We start from the raw sequence: 18,186 nt of genomic DNA, 5'->3' as shown, positions 1-18,186 counted from the left end.
CAGCGAGCAGGAGGCCTGACATCCGTCACGCTCGACCGGTGACGGACGTGCTGGTCGCTGCGATGCCGCTCACTGGATGCTGAGGGCATGACGACTTCCACCACTTTCGCCGGCCGCCCGCCGGCCATCCGACTCTCGGGCGTCGGCAAGAGATTCGGCGGCACCGGCCGCTCGGACGGCGTGCTCGCCGTCCATGGTCTCGACCTCGTGGTCGAGCCCGGCGAGATGGTCGCGTTCCTCGGCCCCAACGGCGCCGGCAAGACGACGACCATCGACATGGTGCTCGGCCTCTCCCAACCGACCAGCGGTGACGTGAGCGTCTTCGGCATGGCGCCGCGCGATGCGGTCTCTCGCGGGCTCGTCGCCGCGGTCATGCAGAGCGGCGGACTGCTCAAGGATCTCACCGTGCGCGAGACGCTGCGCTACACCGCAAGCCTCTTCGCGGCGTCCCGGCCGGTCGACGAGGCGCTGGCGGCCGCGGGCATCGGCGACCTCTCCGGACGCAAGGTGGGCGCCTGCTCGGGGGGCGAGCAGCAGCGGGTGCGCTTCGCCATGGCCCTGCTCTCCGACCCGCAGCTGCTGCTCCTCGACGAGCCCACGACGGGCATGGACGTCGAGGGCCGGCGCGCGTTCTGGGCCACCATCCGAGACGACGCCGCGCGCGGCCGGGCGGTCGTGTTCGCCACGCACTACCTCGAGGAGGCCGACCGGTACGCCGACCGCATCGTGCTCATCGCGCACGGTGAGGTCGTGGCCGACGGCACCGGGGCCGAGATCAAGGCGCTGGCCTCCGGGCGGACCGTGCGCGCGGTGCTGCCGGGCGCCGACCTCGCGGCCCTGCATCGGCTGCCCGGGGTCGAGCGGGCGACCACGCAGGGCGACATGATCGTGGTCCGGACGTGCGACAGCGACGCCGTCGCCCGCTATCTGCTCACCGAGACCGGCGCCCGCGACCTCGAGATCGAGACGCACGGACTCGAGGAGGCGTTCGTGACCCTCACCAGCGATACCCGACCCCAGGCCACCAGCACCGAAGGAGCACTCGCATGAGCACGCTCGAGACCGACCCGGCCACGCGCCGCGTCCCTCCCCTGGGCGGCTTCAACCGCACCCTGCTCGGCATCGAGCTGATGCGCGTGCTGCGCAACCGGCGCACCGTGATCTTCGCCCTCGCGTTCCCCGTCGCGATGTTCTTCGTGTTCGGCTCCGGCGACCAGGGCGAGCAGAAGGTGGGCGTCGGCAACGTCGCGGCGTACATCATGGTGTCCATGGCTCTCTACGGCGGCGCGCTCATCGCGGCCGCGACCGGCGCCGGTGTCGCCACCGAGCGCGCCCAGGGCTGGTCGCGCCAGCTGCGCACCACACCCCTGCATCCAGTGGCCTATGTGTTGGTCAAGGCCCTCGTCGCCCTCAGCGCCGGCGTGGTCGCCATCGTCGCCGTCAACGTCGTCGGTGCCGCCAAGGGCACCGTCGACCTGCCCCTCGGCGCCTGGATCGCCTGCGGCCTCACCACGCTGGTCTGCATCCTCAGCTTCGCCGCCCTGGGGGTCTTCGTCGGCTACCTCGTACCCGGTGAGAACGCCATGCAGATACTCGGTCCCGGTTTGGCCCTGCTCTCCTTCCTCGGGGGGCTGTTCATCCCCCTGGACCAGTACTCCGCGGTCATCCGCGACATCGCCTACTGGACGCCGATGTACGGAGTCGCCGAAGTCGCGCGCGCCCCGCTCACCCACGAGCTGCCGTGGTTCGCGATCGTCAACGCGCTGGCGTGGCTCGGCCTCTTCGTGGCCGGCGCCGCGTGGCGGATGAGCGCAGACACGGCTCGCGTGTGACCCAGCTGTCGAGGTATCGGCGTCCCTTCGGCTCGCCCCCGGACGGTGAGGGGCGGCCGTGGCAGCGCGGCGGCCTGTTCGCCACCGTCTGGATCCTCTTCCTCCTCCAGCCGCTCGGCGCGGCGTGGCAGCGACGGGACTCCCTCGGGGGTTGGGTCGGCCTGGTCGCCGTGCTCGCCTTCGCGGCGGTGTACCTGCGGTTCTTCTACGCCGTGCGCAGCGGCCGCTGGACAGCCCGCACCCCCGATTCGCGGCTCGCGGCGACGACGGTGACGCTCGAGATCGCGCTGGGCGTCGTGATGTGCCTGAGCGTCGGGCAGACCGGCACCGCGGCGGCGGTCTACACGTGCGTCACCGCGATCATGGCGTTCGAGGGCCGCCTCGGCATCGTGCTGGCCGGCACCATCGCGGTCACGACCTTCGCCGCGACCGTGCTCGTGCCCGGGTGGTCGGTCGATGCCGGCCTGCTGGTCGCCATGCTCGCGGCGTCGATGGCCATCTGGGGCATCACCCGGATGCTGAGAGCCAACGCCGAACTCCAGTTGGCCACCAACGACAACCAGCGGCTCGCCCTCTCCGAGCATCGCAACCGGTTCGCGCGCGACCTGCACGACGTGGTCGGGCACTCCCTCACGGTCATCGCCCTCAAGGCCGAGCTGGCCCGCCGCCTGGTCGACACCGACCGCGACCGTGCCATCGCCGAGCTCGACGACCTCGAGCGACTCTCCCGCGAGGCGCTCGACGACGTGCGACGCGCCGTCGAGGGGTATCGCGAGATCTCGCTGACCGGTGAGCTGGCGCGGGCGCGGCTGGCCCTCCAGGCCGCCGGCATCGAGACCGACCTGCCGGAACCTGCGCACCTGGGCACGGTGCCCGACGACCTCGCGGAGCTGTTCGCGTGGACCTTGCGCGAGGGCGTCACGAACGTCGTCCGGCACAGCGACGCGCGGCGCTGCACCGTGACGGTGCGGTCGACCAGCCTCCGCGTGGCCGACGACGGTCGCGGGGTTCTCGATGTCGGTGGCGCCGGTGCCTCGCCCACGAGCGGCAGCGGCCTGGCCGGGCTGAGCGACCGTGCGGCGGCCGTGGGCGCCATGCTCTCCACCCGGGCGCTCTCGCCCGGCTTCTGCCTGGAGGTGAGTCGGCCGTGAGCAGCAGCGCCGAGCCGATCAGGATCGTCCTGGCCGACGACCAGGATCTCGTGCGGGGGGCGCTGAGCGCCCTGCTCGGCCTAGAGCCGGATCTCGAGGTCGTGGGCGAGGCCGGCAGCGGCGAGGCGGCCCTGGACCAGGTCGAGCGATACCGCCCCGACGTGCTGCTGCTCGATGTCGAGATGCCGGGCATGGGCGGCATGGACGCCTGCGCCGAGGTCGTGCGGCGCTTCCCAGACACACGGGTGCTCATCGTGACCACCTTCGGGCGGCCCGGCTTCCTGCACCGGTCCGTGCGCAGCGGGGCGGCCGGTTTCGTCGTCAAGAACACCCCCGCCGCACAGCTCGCGGACGCCGTCCGCCGGGTGCATGCCGGCTTGCGGGTGGTCGACCCGGCCCTGGCCACCTCGTCGCTGGTGCTCGGCGAGTCGCCGCTCTCCGAGCGCGAGACCGAGGTGCTGCGCGCTGCCCGCGACGGCGCGTCGGTGGCCGCCCTGGCCCGCACCTTGCACCTCTCTGAGGGCACGGTGCGCAACCATCTCTCGGCCGCCATCGGCAAGACCGGCGCCGAGAACCGAGCCGGCGCCTGCCGCCTCGCCGAAGACAACGGCTGGCTGTAGTCACTCGCGAGGGGTCGCGAATCGTGCCTCGAGGGGTCGCGAATCGTGCCTCGAGGGGTCGCGAATCGTGCCTCGAGGGGTCGGTCAGAGGCGGCTGACGAAGATGTGCTCGGCGGCCTCGGGCACGATCTCGGCGCTCTCGCCGCCGGACCCGATGAGGACGCCGTGAGGCGTGGCCACCACCGTGACCGTGCACTCGGGCCGGGCACCGACGCGCCGCAGCGCGCTCATGAGCTGCTCGTCCTTCTGCATCTCCTCGGCGATGCGACGTACCAACACCTGCTGCTCGGCATCCGCGGCGACGTCGGAGAGCGCCTCGACACCGGTCATGAATCCCTCGCCGGGCTCGGTCTGCCCAAGCTCGTCGAGACCGGGGATCGGGTTGCCGTACGGCGACTCCGTGGGACCACCGAGCAACTCGAGCAGACGCTTCTCGACCGTTTCGCTCATCACGTGCTCCCAGCGGCACGCCTCCTCGTGCACGAGCTCCCAGTCGAGGCCGATGACGTCGGTGAGCAGTCGTTCGGCCAGGCGGTGCTTGCGCATGACGCGGGTGGCCAGGACCAGCCCCGTGTCAGTGAGCTCGAGGTGTCGGTCGCCCTCGACCGTGAGCAGCCCGTCGCGCTCCATGCGCGACACCGTCTGAGACACGGTCGGGCCGGACTGGTGCAGGCGCTCGGCGATGCGTGCCCGCAGCGGCACGATTCCCTCCTCGACCAGCTCGTAGATGGTGCGCAGGTACATCTCGGTGGTGTCGATCAGGTCACTCACGCGCCCATCCTCCCATCGACGTGCCGCGTCGGCACCACTCGGAGCCTTCACCCCACCGGAGCCTGCGCCGCTGGTCCGCACGCTGGCAGGGTGGACGGGTGCCTGCCGTCATGTGGTTCCGCCGAGATCTGCGCCTGCGCGACAACCCGGCCCTGCTCGCCGCGGCCGAGTCGGGTGAGGTGCTGCCGCTCTTCGTGCTCGACCCCCGACTGTGGGGGCCGGCCGGGCCCAGTCGTCGCGCCTACCTGGGCGCCTCGCTGCGTGCGCTCGACGCCTCACTGCGCCAGCGTCAGGCGGGTCTCTCGGTGGTGCGCGGCGACCCGGTGCGTCGGGTGGTGCTCGCCGCACGGGCGGTGGAGGCCGACCAGGTGCACATCGCCGCCGACTACGGTCCCTACGGCGCGCAGCGCGACGACGACGTCGAGCAGGCCCTCGAGGACGCCGGTATCGAGCTCGTGCGCACCGGCTCGCCGTATGCGGTGGCTCCGGGTCGGGTCACGAACAAGACCGGCGACCCCTACAAGGTGTTCACCCCGTTCTCGCGCGCCTGGGCCGATCACGGTTGGCGCGGGCCGGTCGACGCGCCGTCCGGTTGCTCGTGGCTGGCGCTCGACGCGGAGCAGGACAGCACCACCGACATCCCCGCGCCCGACCTGCCCTCCGGTCTCGAGCTGCCCGACGCCGGCGAGGACGCCGCGCTCGCACGCTGGCAGGAGTTCCTCGACCGCATCGACCGCTACGACGACGACCGCGACAAGCCGGGCGTCAACGGCACCAGCCACCTCTCGGTGCACCTGAAGTACGGCGAGGTGCACCCCCGCACGCTGCTGGCCGACCTGGCCCAGCGGCGCTCGAACGGTGCGCGCACCTACCGCACCGAGCTGGCCTGGCGCGAGTTCTACGCCGACGTGCTGCACCAGCGTCCCGAGACGGCCAGGGAGTACCTCAAGCCCGAGTTCGCGAAGATGGACTACGCCCGTCCGGGTGCCGAGCTCGACGCCTGGACGCAGGGACGCACGGGCTTCCCGGTCGTGGACGCCGGCATGCGGCAGCTTCGAGCCACGGGCTGGATGCACAACCGGGTCCGCATGATCGTGGCCAGCTTCCTGGTCAAGGATCTGCACCTGGAGTGGCAGCACGGCGCCCGGCACTTCATGCACTGGCTCGTCGACGGCGACCTCGCCTCCAACCAGCACGGCTGGCAGTGGACGGCAGGCAGCGGCACCGACGCCTCGCCGTTCTTCCGGGTCTTCAACCCCACCACTCAGGGCAAGAAGTTCGACCCGCCCGGCGACTACATCCGACGCTGGGTCGAGGAGCTGTCGGACCCCGACCAGGTGCCCGACCCGCACGAGCCGGACGACGACACGCGCGACCTGGTCGGCTACCCACAGCCCCTGGTCGACCACAAGGAGGAGCGCCAGGAGGCGCTGGACCGCTACCAACGCATCAAGAACAGATGAGTTTACCGGTACACGAATCCGCGCCTCGTATGCCACGATGGGCCGCATGAGCACTCCCGTCGACACCGCGCCCTGGTGGCGTGACGCCGTCATCTACCAGGTCTACCCGCGCAGCTTCGCCGACGCCGACGGCGACGGAGTGGGCGACCTGCCCGGCATCACGGCGCACCTCGACCACTTGGCCGCGCTCGGCGTCGACGCCCTGTGGATCTCGCCGTTCTACCGCTCCCCGCAGAACGACCACGGCTACGACGTCAGCGACTACTGCGACATCGACCCGCTCTTCGGCAGCCTCGAGGACGCCGACGCGCTGCTCGCCCGCGCCCACGAGCTGGGCCTGAAGGTGGTCGTCGACCTGGTGCCCAACCACTCCTCGGACCAGCACGCGTGGTTCCAGGCCGCCCTCGCAGCGGGGCCCGGCAGCCCCGAGCGCGCGCGGTACATCTTCCGCGAGGGCCGCGGCCCCGACGGCGCCGAGCCGCCGAACAACTGGCTCTCGGTGTTCGGCGGCTCGGCCTGGGACCGCGTCCCGGACGGCCAGTGGTACCTGCACCTCTTCGACTCCTCTCAGCCCGACTTCGACTGGCGCAACCCCGAGGTCGGCGACATGTTCGTCGCCGTGCTGCGGTTCTGGCTCGACCGAGGCGTCGACGGCTTCCGCGTCGACGTGGCCCACGGCCTCTTCAAGGAGGAGTCGCTGCGCGACCAGGTGCGCGACGAGAGCGCCACGCGCGGCCCGTCGGCCGGCGAGAACGCCGCCTCGATGGTCGAGCGCACGCTGGCCGACGAGCCGATGTGGGACCAGCCCGAGGTGCACGACGTCTACCGCCGCTGGCACCAGGTCCTCGCCGAGTACGACGGTGACCGGATGACCGTCGCCGAGGCCTGGACCCAGACGCCGGAGTCGATGGCGCGTTTCGTGCGCGACGACGAGATGAGCCAGGCCTTCAACTTCTCGTGGCTGCTCGCAGCCTGGACGGCGCCCGCGTTCGCCGACGTCATCACCAGCACGTTCGACGCGTTGGCCGAGGTCTCCGCGAGCCCCACGTGGGTGCTGTCGAACCACGACGTCGTGCGGCACGTGACCCGCTACGGCGGTGGCGACCAGGGCCTGGCGCGGGCTCGCGCGGCGACCCTGACCATGCTGTCGCTGCCCGGCTCGGCCTACCTCTACCAGGGCGAGGAACTGGGCCTGGAGCAGGTCGACGTGCCGCCCGAGGCCCGTACCGACCCCAGTTGGCTGCGCACCAAGGACACCGACAAGCCGGAAGTCGGCCGCGACGGCTGTCGGGTGCCGATCCCGTGGGACGGCACCGAGCCGCCGTACGCCTTCGGCCCCGGCACCGGGCAGCCGTGGCTGCCGCAGCCGGCCGGTTGGGGCGCGGCGAGCGTCGCGGCGCAGGCGGCAGACCCGGCCTCCACGCTCGCGTTCTACCGCCAGGCGCTCGCAGCGCGGCGCACCCTCGACGCCCATGCCCGTGAGGTCAGCGACCTCGCCGTCGACGGTGAGGTGCTGACCTTTCGCCGCGGTGACGTGACCGTCGTCCTCAACACCGGCTCCACACCTGCTCCCCTGCCGGCGGGCGAGGTGATCATGGCCAGCGGTGCGGTCGACGACAAGCTGCCCGCCGACACCGCCGTGTGGGTGCGCTAACGTCCAGCGCCGTGAGGATCCGCACCGCCTTGGCCCTGCTCGCAACCGCCGGCGTCGCCGGGGTCGTGGCCACCTGGCCCCGCCCCGGGCAGGCGGTGGCCCGCGCGAGCTTCGCGCTCGCCGAGCGTCAAGCGGGGCTGAGCCGGCACACCGCGCACGTCAACGGCGTGCCGATCAGCTACCTGGCGGGCGGGCCGAGCGACAAGCCCGTGCTGCTGCTCGTCCACGGCTACACCGCAGACGCCTCCACCTGGGCCGCCTTCGCCCGGCACCTCACGCGCGACTTCCGCGTGATCGTGCCCGACCTGCCGGCGCACGGCCGCACACCGTTCACCTCCGGCGCCGGATACGGCGCACCGGCGCAGGCCGAGCGGGTCGCTCGCCTCGTCACCGGACTCGGCATCTCACGCGTCCACGTCATCGGGAACTCGATGGGCGGCTTCATCGCCGCCCATCTGGCGCTCGCCCACCCCGACCTGGTCGCCTCCCTGTGCCTCTGCGACGCCGCGGGCGTCGTGTCGACCCCCAGCGACGCCGAGGCGGCGCTGCAACGGGAGGGTGCGAACCCGTTCCTGCCCACCGACACCGCGGGCTACCTGCGCTTCTACGCCCTGGTGATGTCGCGGCCACCCTTCGCGCCACGCCCGATCGTGGCCGCGATGGGCGCCGACCACATCGCCCGTCGCGAGAGCTACGCCGAGGTGTTCGAGGACTTCTACCAGCGCGACTACCTCACCGAACGGCTGGCGGAGATCACGACCCCGACCCTGGTGATGTGGGGCGCCGAGGACCGCATCGTGCACCCCGACACGGCCGTCGCGTGGGCCGCCATCGCCGACGCCGAGAGCATCGTCTACGACGGCATCGGCCACCTGCCCTACGTCGAGATCCCCGCGCGCAGCGCCCGCGACTGGCGCGCGTTCGTCCAGCGCCATCTCGACTGACGGCACGACTGACGGCACGACTGACGGCCGACTGAGGCTCAGCGCCGCCGGGCCGCACCGAAGATGCCGCGCACGATCTCGCGGGCGGCCGTGCGGGCGGCGTCCTGGAAGACCTTGGAGCCGACGACCTTCTCGACGGTGCTCTGCTCCTGCTTGGGCGGCGCCTGGGACGACGGCTTCTGCGCCGGGACGTGCCGTTCGGCCTCCTGGGTCGCCGCGCCCTGCTCGACCTTGGCGGCCAGCTTCTCGCGGGCCGACTCGCGGTCGATCACCTCGGTGTAGACGGCGTTGCGGGGGCTGGCGGCCACGACGGCGCGCATCGCGTCGGGCGTCGCCGGCGCCATGAGCGATTGCGGTGCCCGCAGCTTGGTCCACGCCACGGGCGTCGGTGCCCCGCGGTCGTCCATCATGGTCACCACCGCCTCTCCGATGCCCAGACCGGTGAGCACGCGGCCGAGGTCGTCGTAGCCCGAGTACGGGAACGTGTTGACGGTCGCCTTGAGGGCCTTCGCGTCGGCCGGCGTGTGCGCCCGCATCGCGTGCTGGATGCGGGATCCGAGCTGCCCGAGCACCTCGTCGGGCAGGTCGGTGGGATTCTGGGTCACGAACACGATGCCGACGCCCTTGGAGCGGATCAGCCGCACCGTTTGGGCGACCTGGTCGAGGAAGGCATCGGAGGCATCGGCGAACAGCAGGTGCGCCTCGTCGAAGAAGAACACCAGCGAGGGCAGGTCGGCGTCGCCCACCTCGGGCAGGTCGCCGTAGAGGTCGGCGAGCAGCCACATCAGGAAGGTCGAGAACAAGGCCGGGCGGTCCTGCACCCCGGGCAGCTCGAGCAGCGAGACGACGCCGCGGCCGTCGTCGGCCCGGCGGAGCAGGTCGGCGGTGTCGAGCTCGGGCTCACCGAAGAACTCATCGGCGCCTTGGTCCTCCAGGGTGATGAGCGAGCGCAGGATCACCCCGGCGGTGGCCGAGGACAGACCACCCAGCCCCTTGAGGGCGGCCTTGCCGTCGTCGGAGAGCAGGTGCGTGAGCACGGCGCGGAGGTCGGAGAGATCGAGCAGCGGGAGCCCGGCGGAGTCGGCGTAGTGGAAGACCAGCCCGAGGCTGGACTCCTGGGTCCTGTTCAGACCGAGCACCTTGCTGAGCAGCAGCGGCCCGAACGAGGTGACGGTGGCCCGCACCGGCAGCCCGATGCCGCGGCCACCGAGGGCGTAGAGCTCGACGGGATAGCCGGTGGGCTGCCAGTCCTGGCCGATCTGCTGCGCGCGAGCGCGCACCTTCTCCGACTCCGCTCCGGGTGCGAGCAGCCCGGAGAGATCGCCCTTCATGTCGGCGGCGAAGACCGGAACCCCGGCGGTACTCAGCTGCTCGGCCATCTGTTGGAGCGTCTTGGTCTTGCCGGTGCCGGTGGCGCCGGTGACCAGCGCGTGCCGGTTGAGCATGCCGATCGGCGCGCGTACCGGTGCGTCGGCGACGACGGTGTCGGCGTCCAGCATCAGCGCGCCGAGCTCCATGGCCGCCCCGGCCACGACGTAGCCGGCCCTGGCCTGCTCGACGAGGTCGTCGGCGCGCTGCTGCGCGCCTGCGGCGTCCGTCATCGTGCTCCCCCAGTCGAGACGCTCAGCCCATGCCGAGCGCGTCGTTGTAGCGCCCCATCACTACCGCGAGGGTGTCGAGGTCGTCCTCGTTCCAGCCCGCCAGCCTTTCCGAGAGCCACTCACGTCGCTTCACGTGCATGTCATCGAGCCGCGCCACGGCGTCCGGGCTGGCCGAGAGCAGCGACGCGCGCCCATCGTCGGGGTCAGGAGTGCGCTCCACGAGACCGAGCTCGACGAGGTGGCTCACCTGCCGGCTCACCGCGCCCTTGTCGATGTGGAACAGGTCGGCCACGCTCGAGGCACGGGCCGGTCCGACATCGGCGAGATGCGCGAGCAACAGGTAGGCGGCCGGCTGGAGATCCGGATGGACGGCGGCGGCGCGCTCGTGGATGAGGCGGCGGACCCTGCGGATCAGGACGCCGACCTCCTGCTCGAGTCGCATGAGGGACTCAGCCCGTGGTGCTGTCATCGCGCGCCACCCTAGCCGGGTTTCTCAGGGGCGGTCGGTCTCGGCGCGCCCCGCAGCACCCACGAGCGTCGTCTCGACCAGCTCGGCGGTGGCCTCGGGGGACGCGTCCGCCACCTGGCGCTCCATCGCGGTCAGCTCGGTGTTGCTGGTGCGTAGCGGCACCTCCTCGATGAAGGAGACGCAGAGGAGAGCCAGCAGGGCGAACGGCGCCGCCAGCATGAAGATGTGCCCGAACGACTCGCCGAAGGCCTGCTCGAAGACGGATCGCACCGGGGCCGGAAGGCTGGCGAGGTCCGGGATGCTGTGGCTCTCGTGCGTCTGGCCGGGGTCGACGCCGAGCTGGGTCAGACCCTCGTTGACCTTCGTGGAGACCTGGGTGGCGAGCAGGGCGCCCATGACGGACACACCGACCGAACCACCGATGGAGCGGAAGAAGGCGACCACCGAGCTCGCAGCACCCAACTGCGCCAGCGGCACGCTGTTCTGGACCGCCAGCACGAGGTTCTGCATGGTCGCACCCACACCGATGCCGAGCAGTGCCATGAAGGAGCCGACCTCGACCAGGGAGGTGGACTCGTCGATCGTGCCGAGCAGGACCAGGGCGACGGTCAAGAGGGCGGCCCCGCCGACGAGCCAGCGTTTCCACCGGCCGGTCGCGGTGATGACGCGCCCGGTCACCAGACTGCTGAGGGAGAGACCACCGACCATGCAGATCGACATGAGTCCGGCCTCGGTCGGCGTCATGGCGCGTGCGGTCTGGAAGTACTGACTGAGGTAGACGGTGCCCGCGAAGAGCGAGACGCCCACGAAGACCGACGCCGTGGTGGCGAGGGCGACCGTGCGGTCGCGGAACAGCTGCATCGGGATGATCGGCTCGTGGGCCACCTTGATCTCCACGAGCACCGCGGCAGCGAGCAGCACGACTCCGGCGGCCACGAGCACACCGGTCGTGACCGAGGCCCAGGCGAACTGGCTGCCGGCCAGGCTGACCCACACGAGCACGACGCTGATGCCGGCGACGATGAGCGTCGACCCCAGGTAGTCGATGCGCACCTCGCGCTTGACCGTCGGCAGGTGCAGGGTCTTCTGGAGCAACACCAGGGCGAGTGCGGCGAAGGGGAGCCCGATGAAGAAGACACCGCGCCAGCCGAGCGCGGAGTCGACGACGACGCCGCCGATGAGCGGGCCGGACACCGTGGCGGCCGCGAACACCGCTCCCAAGTATCCGCTGTAGCGGCCGCGCTCTCGCGGCGAGACCATCGCCGCGATGACGATCTGCACCAGGGCGGAGAGGCCACCGATGCCGAGTCCCTGAATGGCGCGCGCCGCGATCAGCATGCCCATCGAGGACGAGAGGGACGCCACGACCGAGCCCACCACGTAGATGACGAGGGCCAGCTGCACCAACAGCTTCTTGTCGAAGAGGTCGGCGAGCTTGCCCCACAGGGGCGTGGTGGCGGTCATCGTCAGCAAGGTGGCGACGACCACCCAGGTGTACCCGGTCTGGCTGCCGTGCAGGTCGGAGACGATGCGCGGGAGGGCATTGGTGACGACCGTGCTGGAGAGCATGGCGACGAACATCGCCAGGAGGAGCCCCGAGAGGGCTTCCATCACCTGCCGGTGGGTCATGGGCGCCGCCGGCTCATGGGTCGTGGCGAGGGACGGCGGGGGCACGGCGGGCGTCTGGTGCGTCATGGCTCTCTTCACGAGGAAAGAAGGTTGCGATAGCGCAACTATATTCCCGGGGCCGTCAGCGGAGGAAGTCCAGCAGGCTGCGATGTAGGTCACGCTCGCTGCGAGGCGTCGCCCGGGCTCCGTCGCGACCTCCACGGCGGTCCGGCGAGCTGGCCGCCTCGCGGGCCGCGAGCAGCAGGTCGACGCGCTCTTGCGCTGCGCGCACCTCGACCTCGGAGCACCCTTCGTGTGACGCGCGGCTCAGCGCGAGCCGAGCCCACTCCAACCTCAGCTCGAGCTGGAGACGCCCCGGCGCGCTCGAGCCCGGGGTCTCGACGGGCCCCGACGAGACGCCAGGCGAGCACACCTGATCGGTGAGTCGGTCCAGCACCGCTGCGACCCGTTCGTGCACCTGGCCGGACTCGGCGTAGAGCCGTGGCGCGACCGCGACCTCGACCATCGCTGCGGCATCGGCCTCGGGCAACCGCCGCAGGGTCTCCTCCGCACGCGTGAGGTCCAGTCGCCGCTGCCAGGCGGTGCGAACGAGCGTCGCCACCACCACGTCGAGCCGATCGAGCAGCGACACGTACCCGGCAAGAGCCGCGGGCAGCTCTCCGTCGTCCTCGCCGCTCGCGGCAGCGACCGGCTCGAGCACCTCGCCGAGCCAGGGCACCTCGTCGGCTACCACCTCGGCATGCCTGGCCAGGACGTCGCGCTGCCTTTCTCGGGCCTCGACCAGATCGGAGGCGGTGGCGGCGCCCGGTGTCGCCAGCGCGCGCACCAGGCAGATCCCGACGCCGTCGGCGCGCCCGGCGTCGAGCTCGGCGCGCAGCAGCTTCACCCGGTCGGCACGTCCGCACGCGACCCCGAGCGCGTGCTGAGCGCGCTCGACCCGCGCCGATGCCCGGCGATCGGCCTCGCCGGCGTTGGCCGACCGGTCGGGAAAGGGGATCAGTGAACCCGAGGCTCCGACCGGCCCGGGTGTGGTCATGCACTCACCCCTGGCCCTCGACCAGCGGGGAGCCGAAGGAGACGAGGTCACCGAGATCGGCGAAGGCGTCGAGCGCGTGCTGGGCGCCGCTGCTCAGCAGATCGCGGTTGGTCGCCGACACCGCGCCGACCCGGCGGGTGAGCTCGTGGAAGGCATCTCGGTGATCGACGAGGATCGTGCGCCAGGGCTCCTCCGCGATCTCGGCCAGCTCGGCGAGCGACGCTCCCGGGTCGCAACCGAGCTCGGCGGCCACCTCGGTGGCCGCGACCCCGCGGAGTACCTCGGTCTCGCGCAGGAGGTCCAGCACGGCGTCGACGTCACGGGCGGCCCGGGCGAGGTTCACCGTGCGGTTCGCGGCGAGCATCAGCTGCTCCACCTCCAGCCGGTAGAGGAGGGCCTCCAACAGCTCGCGCTCACGCCAGAGCATGAGCGACAGCTTCTCCACGCGGGGCTCCCAGGGAAGGAGGGGCGGCCGAGGGCTCCGGCCCGAGCGACGGAGACAACGCACCGTCCGACGTTCCAGTCGGCCTCACGGGGGTGCACCTGAGAAGATCCAGCAGCGAGCAGGAACGGGCCGGCGACCGCAGTTCCACCAACTTTCCACACGCTCACTGGACTGGACCTTCGTCCGTTCTTGGTAGTCACATCGGGCTAGTCCCGCTGAAACGCCTGCGCGGTGATCAGAATCTGTATCACAGTGATGCCCGACGGACCCCCCGCAGCAGCCCCACCCAGGTTGCCCCGCACCCCGTCGCCGATCGATCACCAGGGAGGGTGATCGACGCCCTCACCCAAGGAGACCGGCGTGACCCCTAGCGCCCAGGCCCACGACATCCGTCCCCCGACAGATGTCACGACCGCCCCGATCCTCGACGACGCCGGCCGCGAGCAGCTGATGGTCGACCACATCCCCCTCGTGCACCACATCGTGCGCGAGACCCTGACCCGCGTCCCGGCGCATGTGAACCGCGACGACCTCAAGTCGGCCGGGCTCACCGCACTGGTCAGGGCCGGCCAGGCCTTCGACCCCGAGCGGGGTGCCCCCTTCACCCGGTACGCCGCCAGCCGCATCCGCGGAGCGATCCTCGACGAGCTGCGCCAGGTCGACTGGGCCAGCCGTTCGGTCCGCCGCCGCGGCCGCGACCTCGAGCGAGTGCGCACCGAGCTGACCAACAGCCTCGGTCGCGCGCCGTCCAACACCGAGGTCGCCGACGAGCTCGGTATCTCGGTCGCCGAGATCGACTCCAACGACAGCGACGTCGCCCGGGCCAGCGTGCTCTCGCTCCAGGCCTCCGAGGTCGCCCTCGAGGACGTGCTGGTCTCCTCGACCCCTGCGCCGTCGGAGACCGTGGAGCACCGCGAGCGCCTCGAGTACCTCGTGGCCGCGATCTCCGAGCTGCCCGAGCGGCTGCGCGTCGTCGTCCAGGAGTACTTCCTCGCCGAGCGACCGATGGCCGAGATCGCCGAGCAGCTCGGTGTGACCGAGTCACGCATCTCGCAGATCCGCGCCGAGGCGCTGACCCTGCTGCGCGACGCCCTCAACTCCGCGCTCGACCCCGAGCTGCTCGTGGCGCCGAACCGACCGAACGGCTGCGCGGCCCGCCGTCGTCAGGCCTACTTCGACGCGGTCGCCGAGCGCCACGCCACGGGTCGGCACCTGCACGCGGTGCCGGACGCCGCCTCCGCCTGACGACGCCCGGACCGAAAATCCGTTGTGTCGGCCTCCGGTACCGGCGTACCTTCGGGGTACACGGGAAAGGAGGTGGTCCGAAGAATGATTTCTTCAAGGACGCGTGAGGTGGCTGCCCGCTAGCAGCCGCTGAGGACGACTACCGCAGCATCCGCTGCTGGCGAATCCCCAGCAGTCACCCGACCCGCAGGCGCCCGGACACCGTCCGCCGGGCACGGCTCCGACATCGTTCGGCGTCACGCCTGCGGGTCGCCCGTCATTTCGGGGGCCTCTCACCAGGGCCGGGTGCCCTCGTCGTCGCGGAAGGTGCCGCTAGGACCGTTGTCGGGCAAGGTGGCCAGCTCGAGGAAGATCGCGGCACCCTGCTCGGGTGTCCGGAAGCCTTGGTGCTCGTTGAGGTCCGTGGCCACGTACCCCGGACAGCCCGCGTTGACGAGGATGCCGGTGCCGGCCAGCTCCTTGGCGTACTGCACGGTCATGGCGTTGAGGAAGGACTTGGACGGCGAGTACGCACCGGAGAGCGGGCCGACCGGATCGGCCTGAGCCGTCTGTAGCGCCAGCGATCCGACCGAGCTCGACACGACGACGAGGCGCGGCGACGCGGCCCGACGCAACAGCGGCAGCATCGCGTTGGTCACGCGCACGACTCCGACGACGTTGACGTCGACGACGGCGTGCAGCTGCTCGGGGGTGACCCGGCTGGGCTCCTGAGGCATGCCACCGCTGATGGCGGCGTTGTTCACCAGCACGTTCAGGCCGCCCTGCGCCTCCAGCTGCTCGGCCGCCGCGGCGACACTGCCGTCGTCGGTGACGTCGAGCGGCACGCCGAACACGTCCAGCCCTTCGGCTCGCAGGCGGCCGACCGCCTCCTCACGGCGAGTCGTGTCGCGCGCACCCACGCCCACACGCAAGTCCCGCCGCGCCAATCCCCTGGCGATCTCGTAACCGATTCCCTTGTTGGCGCCGGTGACCAGCGCCGTCCTCTTCTGCTCCATGTCTCCATCGTTCGACGGCCGGCGTGGGCCTCCAACACCGACCAAGTCCGTTGCCATACCTTTTCGGTATGACTGCTGGTGGTGCGTAGGCTGAGCACGTGGAGACTCGCGAGCTGCGCTACTTCGTCGCGGTCGCCGAGGAGGCGAACGTCGGGCGCGCGGCCGACCGACTCGGCATCGCGCAGCCGCCGTTGTCGCGGGCGATCGCGCGGCTGGAGCGGCGACTGGGGGCCACCCTCTTCGACCGCACGCCGCGTGGCATGGACCTCACCGACGCCGGCCTCACGTTGCTGAGGGAGGGGCGGGTGGCCCTCGCCGCGATGGAGGCGGCCGAACGGCGCACCCGACGCACGGCCCAGACCCCCGGCGAGAGCCGCATCGTGCTGACCGCCAAGCCCGGCTCGGCCGGCGAGGTGATGGTCAAGCTGCTCGACGCCTACGCCGCGGAACCCGACGCCGTCGACGTCGAGGTCGTCTTCAGCCCGCCACGCCACCAGGCGCTCATGCTGCGTGACGGGCGGGCCGACGTCGCACTACTGCACCGGCCCTTCGACGACCTGAGCGGCTTCGACGTCGAGACCCTGCTGGTCGAGGACCAGGTGGTGATCGTGCCGGCAGGCCACCCGGCCAGCCAGCGGACGTCGATGACCGAGGCCGAGGCACGGTCGATCTCGGATCTCCCCTGCCCGCGCTGGCCGGAGATCGACGGCAGCTACCCCGACGGGCCGGGACCGGAGATGCGCGACCTGACCCAGATGGTGCAACTGGTCCGCCTCGGTCGCACCGCCATCGTGCTGCCGGAGTCGGTGCAGGCCTACGTGCGCGACGGCGTCGCGGTGGTCTCGCTGGTCGACGCGCCGCGCGTGACCACGGTGCTGGCCTGGCCCCCACACAGCACGTCGGTCGGCGTCGCCGGCCTGGCACGCACGGCCGCGCGTCTGTGAGTCCGATCGAGAGGGCCGATGGCGAGAGGGCCGATGACGAGAGGGCCGATGACGAGAGGGCTGGCGCTCAGCCCGACCAGGTCGATCCGGTGCGTTCGAACTCCGCCAGCCGCGCCCCGATGAGCGCGACCAGCAGATCCTCGGGCAACGGCCGGTCGTAGGGCAGCTTGACGAAGCCCTCGCCCGCCTCGTACCCGGCGGCTTCGACCGCAGCCCTCTGGTCGGCGAACTGGTGCGTCGGGAAGCGCAACGAGCAGTGCGCCTTGAACGCCTGGAGCATCCACAGCCGCACGTCGTCGCGGTGGAAGGCCGGGTTGTTCCAGGCGAGCTTCTCGGTGAGGTCGGGGGCGGCGGCCAGGCTCAGCTCGCGCAGTCGCTCGAGGTGCGGGCGTGCGGCGTCGGAGAGCTGGGCGTAGTAGTCGTCGAGGGAGGCACGCTTGGGTGAGGGCACGCGCTCACCGTATCGGCGCGTACCGTCGGCGTCGTGCCTCCTGGAGATGACTCCCGCCGGATCCCGTCGGACCTGGCCGAGCAGATCGCAGCCGACCGGGCGGCCTATCGGTTGCCGACGCGCCTCCCCGACGTCGCCGAGCGACTGATCCACGCCTACCTCGCGTTGCTGTTCCCGCACTACACGCGCGACGCCGGCTGTCGCGCCGAGCAGGTGCCGGCCGACGTCGAGGCGCTCGTGGCTCTGCTCGAGGAGGCGCTCGACCTGCCCGGGGTCGACGCCGGCGACCGCGCCGACCTGGTGAGCGACGTCCTCGCCTCGATGTCGAGCATCCGCTCGGCGTTGCTGCTGGACGCCGAGCAGACGGCCGCGGGCGATCCGGCGGCCGAGGGGGTCGACGAGGTGATCTTGGCCTACCCCGGCTTCTTCGCGACCGCCGTGCACCGCCTCGCGCACCGGCTGTACTCGCTCGAGGTGCCGCTGCTCCCCCGCCTGCTCGGCGAGATCGCGCACCGGGCGACGGGCATCGACATCCACCCCGGCGCCACGATCGGCGCCCGGTTCGCGATCGACCACGGCACGGGTGTCGTGGTCGGCGAGACCTGCGTGATCGGCGACCGGGTGCGGCTCTACCAGGGCGTCACGCTGGGCGCGCTCGTGGTGGAGAAGTCGCTGCGCAGCAGCAAGCGCCATCCGACGGTCGAGGACGACGTCGTGGTCTACTCCGGCGCCACGATCCTCGGTGGCGACACCGTGATCGGCGCCGGCAGCCGCATCGGTGGCAACGTGTGGCTCACCCGCAGCGTGCCGCCCGGATCGTTCGTCGCCACCAGCGCCGGCGTCGACAAGCGCCGCACGAACGGTGACCGCCCGGGCGGGGGTGGGGAAGAATCCGCACCCGCGCTGGAGTTCCACCTCTGAGCACGACAACGATCA

Annotated in this window: 18 protein-coding genes; 10 read left to right on the top strand and 8 right to left on the bottom strand. The window is 71.5% G+C overall.

Going from position 1 to position 18,186, the window contains the following annotated elements:
* Nucleotides 1–87 precede the first annotated feature (87 nt).
* Genes ISG29_RS18245 through ISG29_RS18230 form a run of 4 tightly spaced genes read left to right on the top strand, consistent with a single transcriptional unit; the run spans nt 88 to nt 3,603 of the window.
* Nucleotides 88–1,050 (top strand): ABC transporter ATP-binding protein, encoded by a 963-nt coding sequence (locus ISG29_RS18245; protein WP_194504882.1) that lies wholly within the window; start codon nt 88–90, stop codon nt 1,048–1,050.
* On the top strand, nt 1,047–1,832 hold the full coding sequence (locus tag ISG29_RS18240; protein ID WP_194504881.1) for an ABC transporter permease: 786 nt from the start codon (nt 1,047–1,049) through the stop codon (nt 1,830–1,832). Before ISG29_RS18245 ends, ISG29_RS18240 begins: the two co-directional genes overlap by 4 nt.
* Nucleotides 1,829–2,983, top strand: coding sequence for a sensor histidine kinase (locus ISG29_RS18235; protein WP_207793320.1), 1,155 nt, complete (start codon nt 1,829–1,831; stop codon nt 2,981–2,983). Before ISG29_RS18240 ends, ISG29_RS18235 begins: the two co-directional genes overlap by 4 nt.
* A complete protein-coding gene (locus ISG29_RS18230; protein ID WP_194504880.1) occupies nt 2,980–3,603 on the top strand; it encodes a response regulator transcription factor in 624 nt (207 codons plus the stop codon). Before ISG29_RS18235 ends, ISG29_RS18230 begins: the two co-directional genes overlap by 4 nt.
* Before the next feature lie 84 nt (nt 3,604–3,687).
* On the opposite strand, the gene ISG29_RS18225 is transcribed toward ISG29_RS18230, so the two are convergent.
* Nucleotides 3,688–4,374 carry a metal-dependent transcriptional regulator gene (locus ISG29_RS18225; RefSeq protein ID WP_194504879.1) on the bottom strand — a complete coding sequence of 229 codons (687 nt, stop codon included), beginning with the start codon at nt 4,372–4,374 and terminating at the stop codon, nt 3,688–3,690.
* 98 nt (nt 4,375–4,472) lie between these two features.
* Here ISG29_RS18225 and ISG29_RS18220 point away from each other — a divergent pair, with 98 nt between their 5' ends.
* Genes ISG29_RS18220 through ISG29_RS18210 form a run of 3 tightly spaced genes read left to right on the top strand, consistent with a single transcriptional unit; the run spans nt 4,473 to nt 8,435 of the window.
* Complete coding sequence (locus tag ISG29_RS18220; RefSeq protein ID WP_328829773.1) at nt 4,473–5,837, top strand: cryptochrome/photolyase family protein; 1,365 nt, start codon at nt 4,473–4,475, stop codon at nt 5,835–5,837.
* Between the two features lie 46 nt (nt 5,838–5,883).
* Nucleotides 5,884–7,491, top strand: coding sequence for a glycoside hydrolase family 13 protein (locus tag ISG29_RS18215; RefSeq protein WP_207793319.1), 1,608 nt, complete (start codon nt 5,884–5,886; stop codon nt 7,489–7,491).
* Between the two features lie 11 nt (nt 7,492–7,502).
* Complete coding sequence (locus tag ISG29_RS18210) at nt 7,503–8,435, top strand: alpha/beta fold hydrolase (RefSeq protein ID WP_194504877.1); 933 nt, start codon at nt 7,503–7,505, stop codon at nt 8,433–8,435.
* Between the two features lie 38 nt (nt 8,436–8,473).
* Here ISG29_RS18210 and ISG29_RS18205 read toward each other — a convergent pair whose 3' ends face one another.
* From ISG29_RS18205 to flgN, 5 genes are read right to left on the bottom strand one after another with little or no spacing between them, the layout of a single operon-like run.
* Entirely contained in the window at nt 8,474–10,036 is a 1,563-nt protein-coding gene (locus ISG29_RS18205) for a helicase HerA-like domain-containing protein (protein WP_194504876.1), read from the bottom strand.
* A gap of 22 nt (nt 10,037–10,058) precedes the next feature.
* Nucleotides 10,059–10,505, bottom strand: coding sequence for a MarR family winged helix-turn-helix transcriptional regulator (locus ISG29_RS18200; RefSeq protein ID WP_194504875.1), 447 nt, complete (start codon nt 10,503–10,505; stop codon nt 10,059–10,061).
* 24 nt (nt 10,506–10,529) lie between these two features.
* On the bottom strand, nt 10,530–12,200 hold the full coding sequence (locus tag ISG29_RS18195) for an MDR family MFS transporter (RefSeq protein ID WP_235960337.1): 1,671 nt from the start codon (nt 12,198–12,200) through the stop codon (nt 10,530–10,532).
* 55 nt (nt 12,201–12,255) lie between these two features.
* Entirely contained in the window at nt 12,256–13,170 is a 915-nt protein-coding gene (locus ISG29_RS18190) for a hypothetical protein (RefSeq protein WP_194504874.1), read from the bottom strand.
* A 4-nt stretch (nt 13,171–13,174) separates the two neighbouring features.
* Nucleotides 13,175–13,615: a flagellar export chaperone FlgN gene (flgN, locus tag ISG29_RS18185; RefSeq protein ID WP_194504873.1), complete on the bottom strand. Its 441-nt coding sequence runs from the start codon at nt 13,613–13,615 to the stop codon at nt 13,175–13,177.
* A 360-nt stretch (nt 13,616–13,975) separates the two neighbouring features.
* Here flgN and ISG29_RS18180 point away from each other — a divergent pair, with 360 nt between their 5' ends.
* Nucleotides 13,976–14,860, top strand: coding sequence for a sigma-70 family RNA polymerase sigma factor (locus tag ISG29_RS18180; RefSeq protein ID WP_328829769.1), 885 nt, complete (start codon nt 13,976–13,978; stop codon nt 14,858–14,860).
* Between the two features lie 272 nt (nt 14,861–15,132).
* Here ISG29_RS18180 and ISG29_RS18175 read toward each other — a convergent pair whose 3' ends face one another.
* Nucleotides 15,133–15,855, bottom strand: a complete 723-nt coding sequence (locus tag ISG29_RS18175) for an SDR family NAD(P)-dependent oxidoreductase (RefSeq protein WP_194504872.1) — start codon at nt 15,853–15,855, stop codon at nt 15,133–15,135.
* A 98-nt stretch (nt 15,856–15,953) separates the two neighbouring features.
* On the opposite strand from ISG29_RS18175, the gene ISG29_RS21120 reads away from it, so the two are divergent.
* On the top strand, nt 15,954–16,799 hold the full coding sequence (locus ISG29_RS21120; RefSeq protein WP_194504871.1) for a LysR family transcriptional regulator: 846 nt from the start codon (nt 15,954–15,956) through the stop codon (nt 16,797–16,799).
* Between the two features lie 67 nt (nt 16,800–16,866).
* On the opposite strand, the gene ISG29_RS21390 is transcribed toward ISG29_RS21120, so the two are convergent.
* On the bottom strand, nt 16,867–17,250 hold the full coding sequence (locus tag ISG29_RS21390; RefSeq protein ID WP_194504870.1) for an iron chaperone: 384 nt from the start codon (nt 17,248–17,250) through the stop codon (nt 16,867–16,869).
* Between the two features lie 33 nt (nt 17,251–17,283).
* On the opposite strand from ISG29_RS21390, the gene epsC reads away from it, so the two are divergent.
* Nucleotides 17,284–18,171 (top strand): serine O-acetyltransferase EpsC, encoded by an 888-nt coding sequence (gene epsC, locus ISG29_RS18160; protein ID WP_207793318.1) that lies wholly within the window; start codon nt 17,284–17,286, stop codon nt 18,169–18,171.
* The last annotated feature ends 15 nt before the right edge of the window (nt 18,172–18,186 follow it).

This window comes from Nocardioides acrostichi, from assembly GCF_015319165.1.
Classification (GTDB): Bacteria; Actinomycetota; Actinomycetes; order Propionibacteriales; family Nocardioidaceae; genus Nocardioides; species Nocardioides acrostichi.
Note: the sequence above shows the minus strand (reverse complement) of the source record. Positions and strands in the feature narration are given on the sequence as shown.

Coding starts and splice junctions, on each gene's coding strand:
- ISG29_RS18245 (WP_194504882.1), top strand. CDS start 88: ATGACGACTTCCACCACTTTCGCCGGCCGCCCGCCGGCCATCCGACTC.
- ISG29_RS18240 (WP_194504881.1), top strand. CDS start 1,047: ATGAGCACGCTCGAGACCGACCCGGCCACGCGCCGCGTCCCTCCCCTG.
- ISG29_RS18215 (WP_207793319.1), top strand. CDS start 5,884: ATGAGCACTCCCGTCGACACCGCGCCCTGGTGGCGTGACGCCGTCATC.
- ISG29_RS18205 (WP_194504876.1), bottom strand. CDS start 10,036: ATGACGGACGCCGCAGGCGCGCAGCAGCGCGCCGACGACCTCGTCGAG.
- ISG29_RS18200 (WP_194504875.1), bottom strand. CDS start 10,505: ATGACAGCACCACGGGCTGAGTCCCTCATGCGACTCGAGCAGGAGGTC.
- ISG29_RS18195 (WP_235960337.1), bottom strand. CDS start 12,200: ATGACGCACCAGACGCCCGCCGTGCCCCCGCCGTCCCTCGCCACGACC.
- ISG29_RS18190 (WP_194504874.1), bottom strand. CDS start 13,170: ATGACCACACCCGGGCCGGTCGGAGCCTCGGGTTCACTGATCCCCTTT.
- ISG29_RS18175 (WP_194504872.1), bottom strand. CDS start 15,855: ATGGAGCAGAAGAGGACGGCGCTGGTCACCGGCGCCAACAAGGGAATC.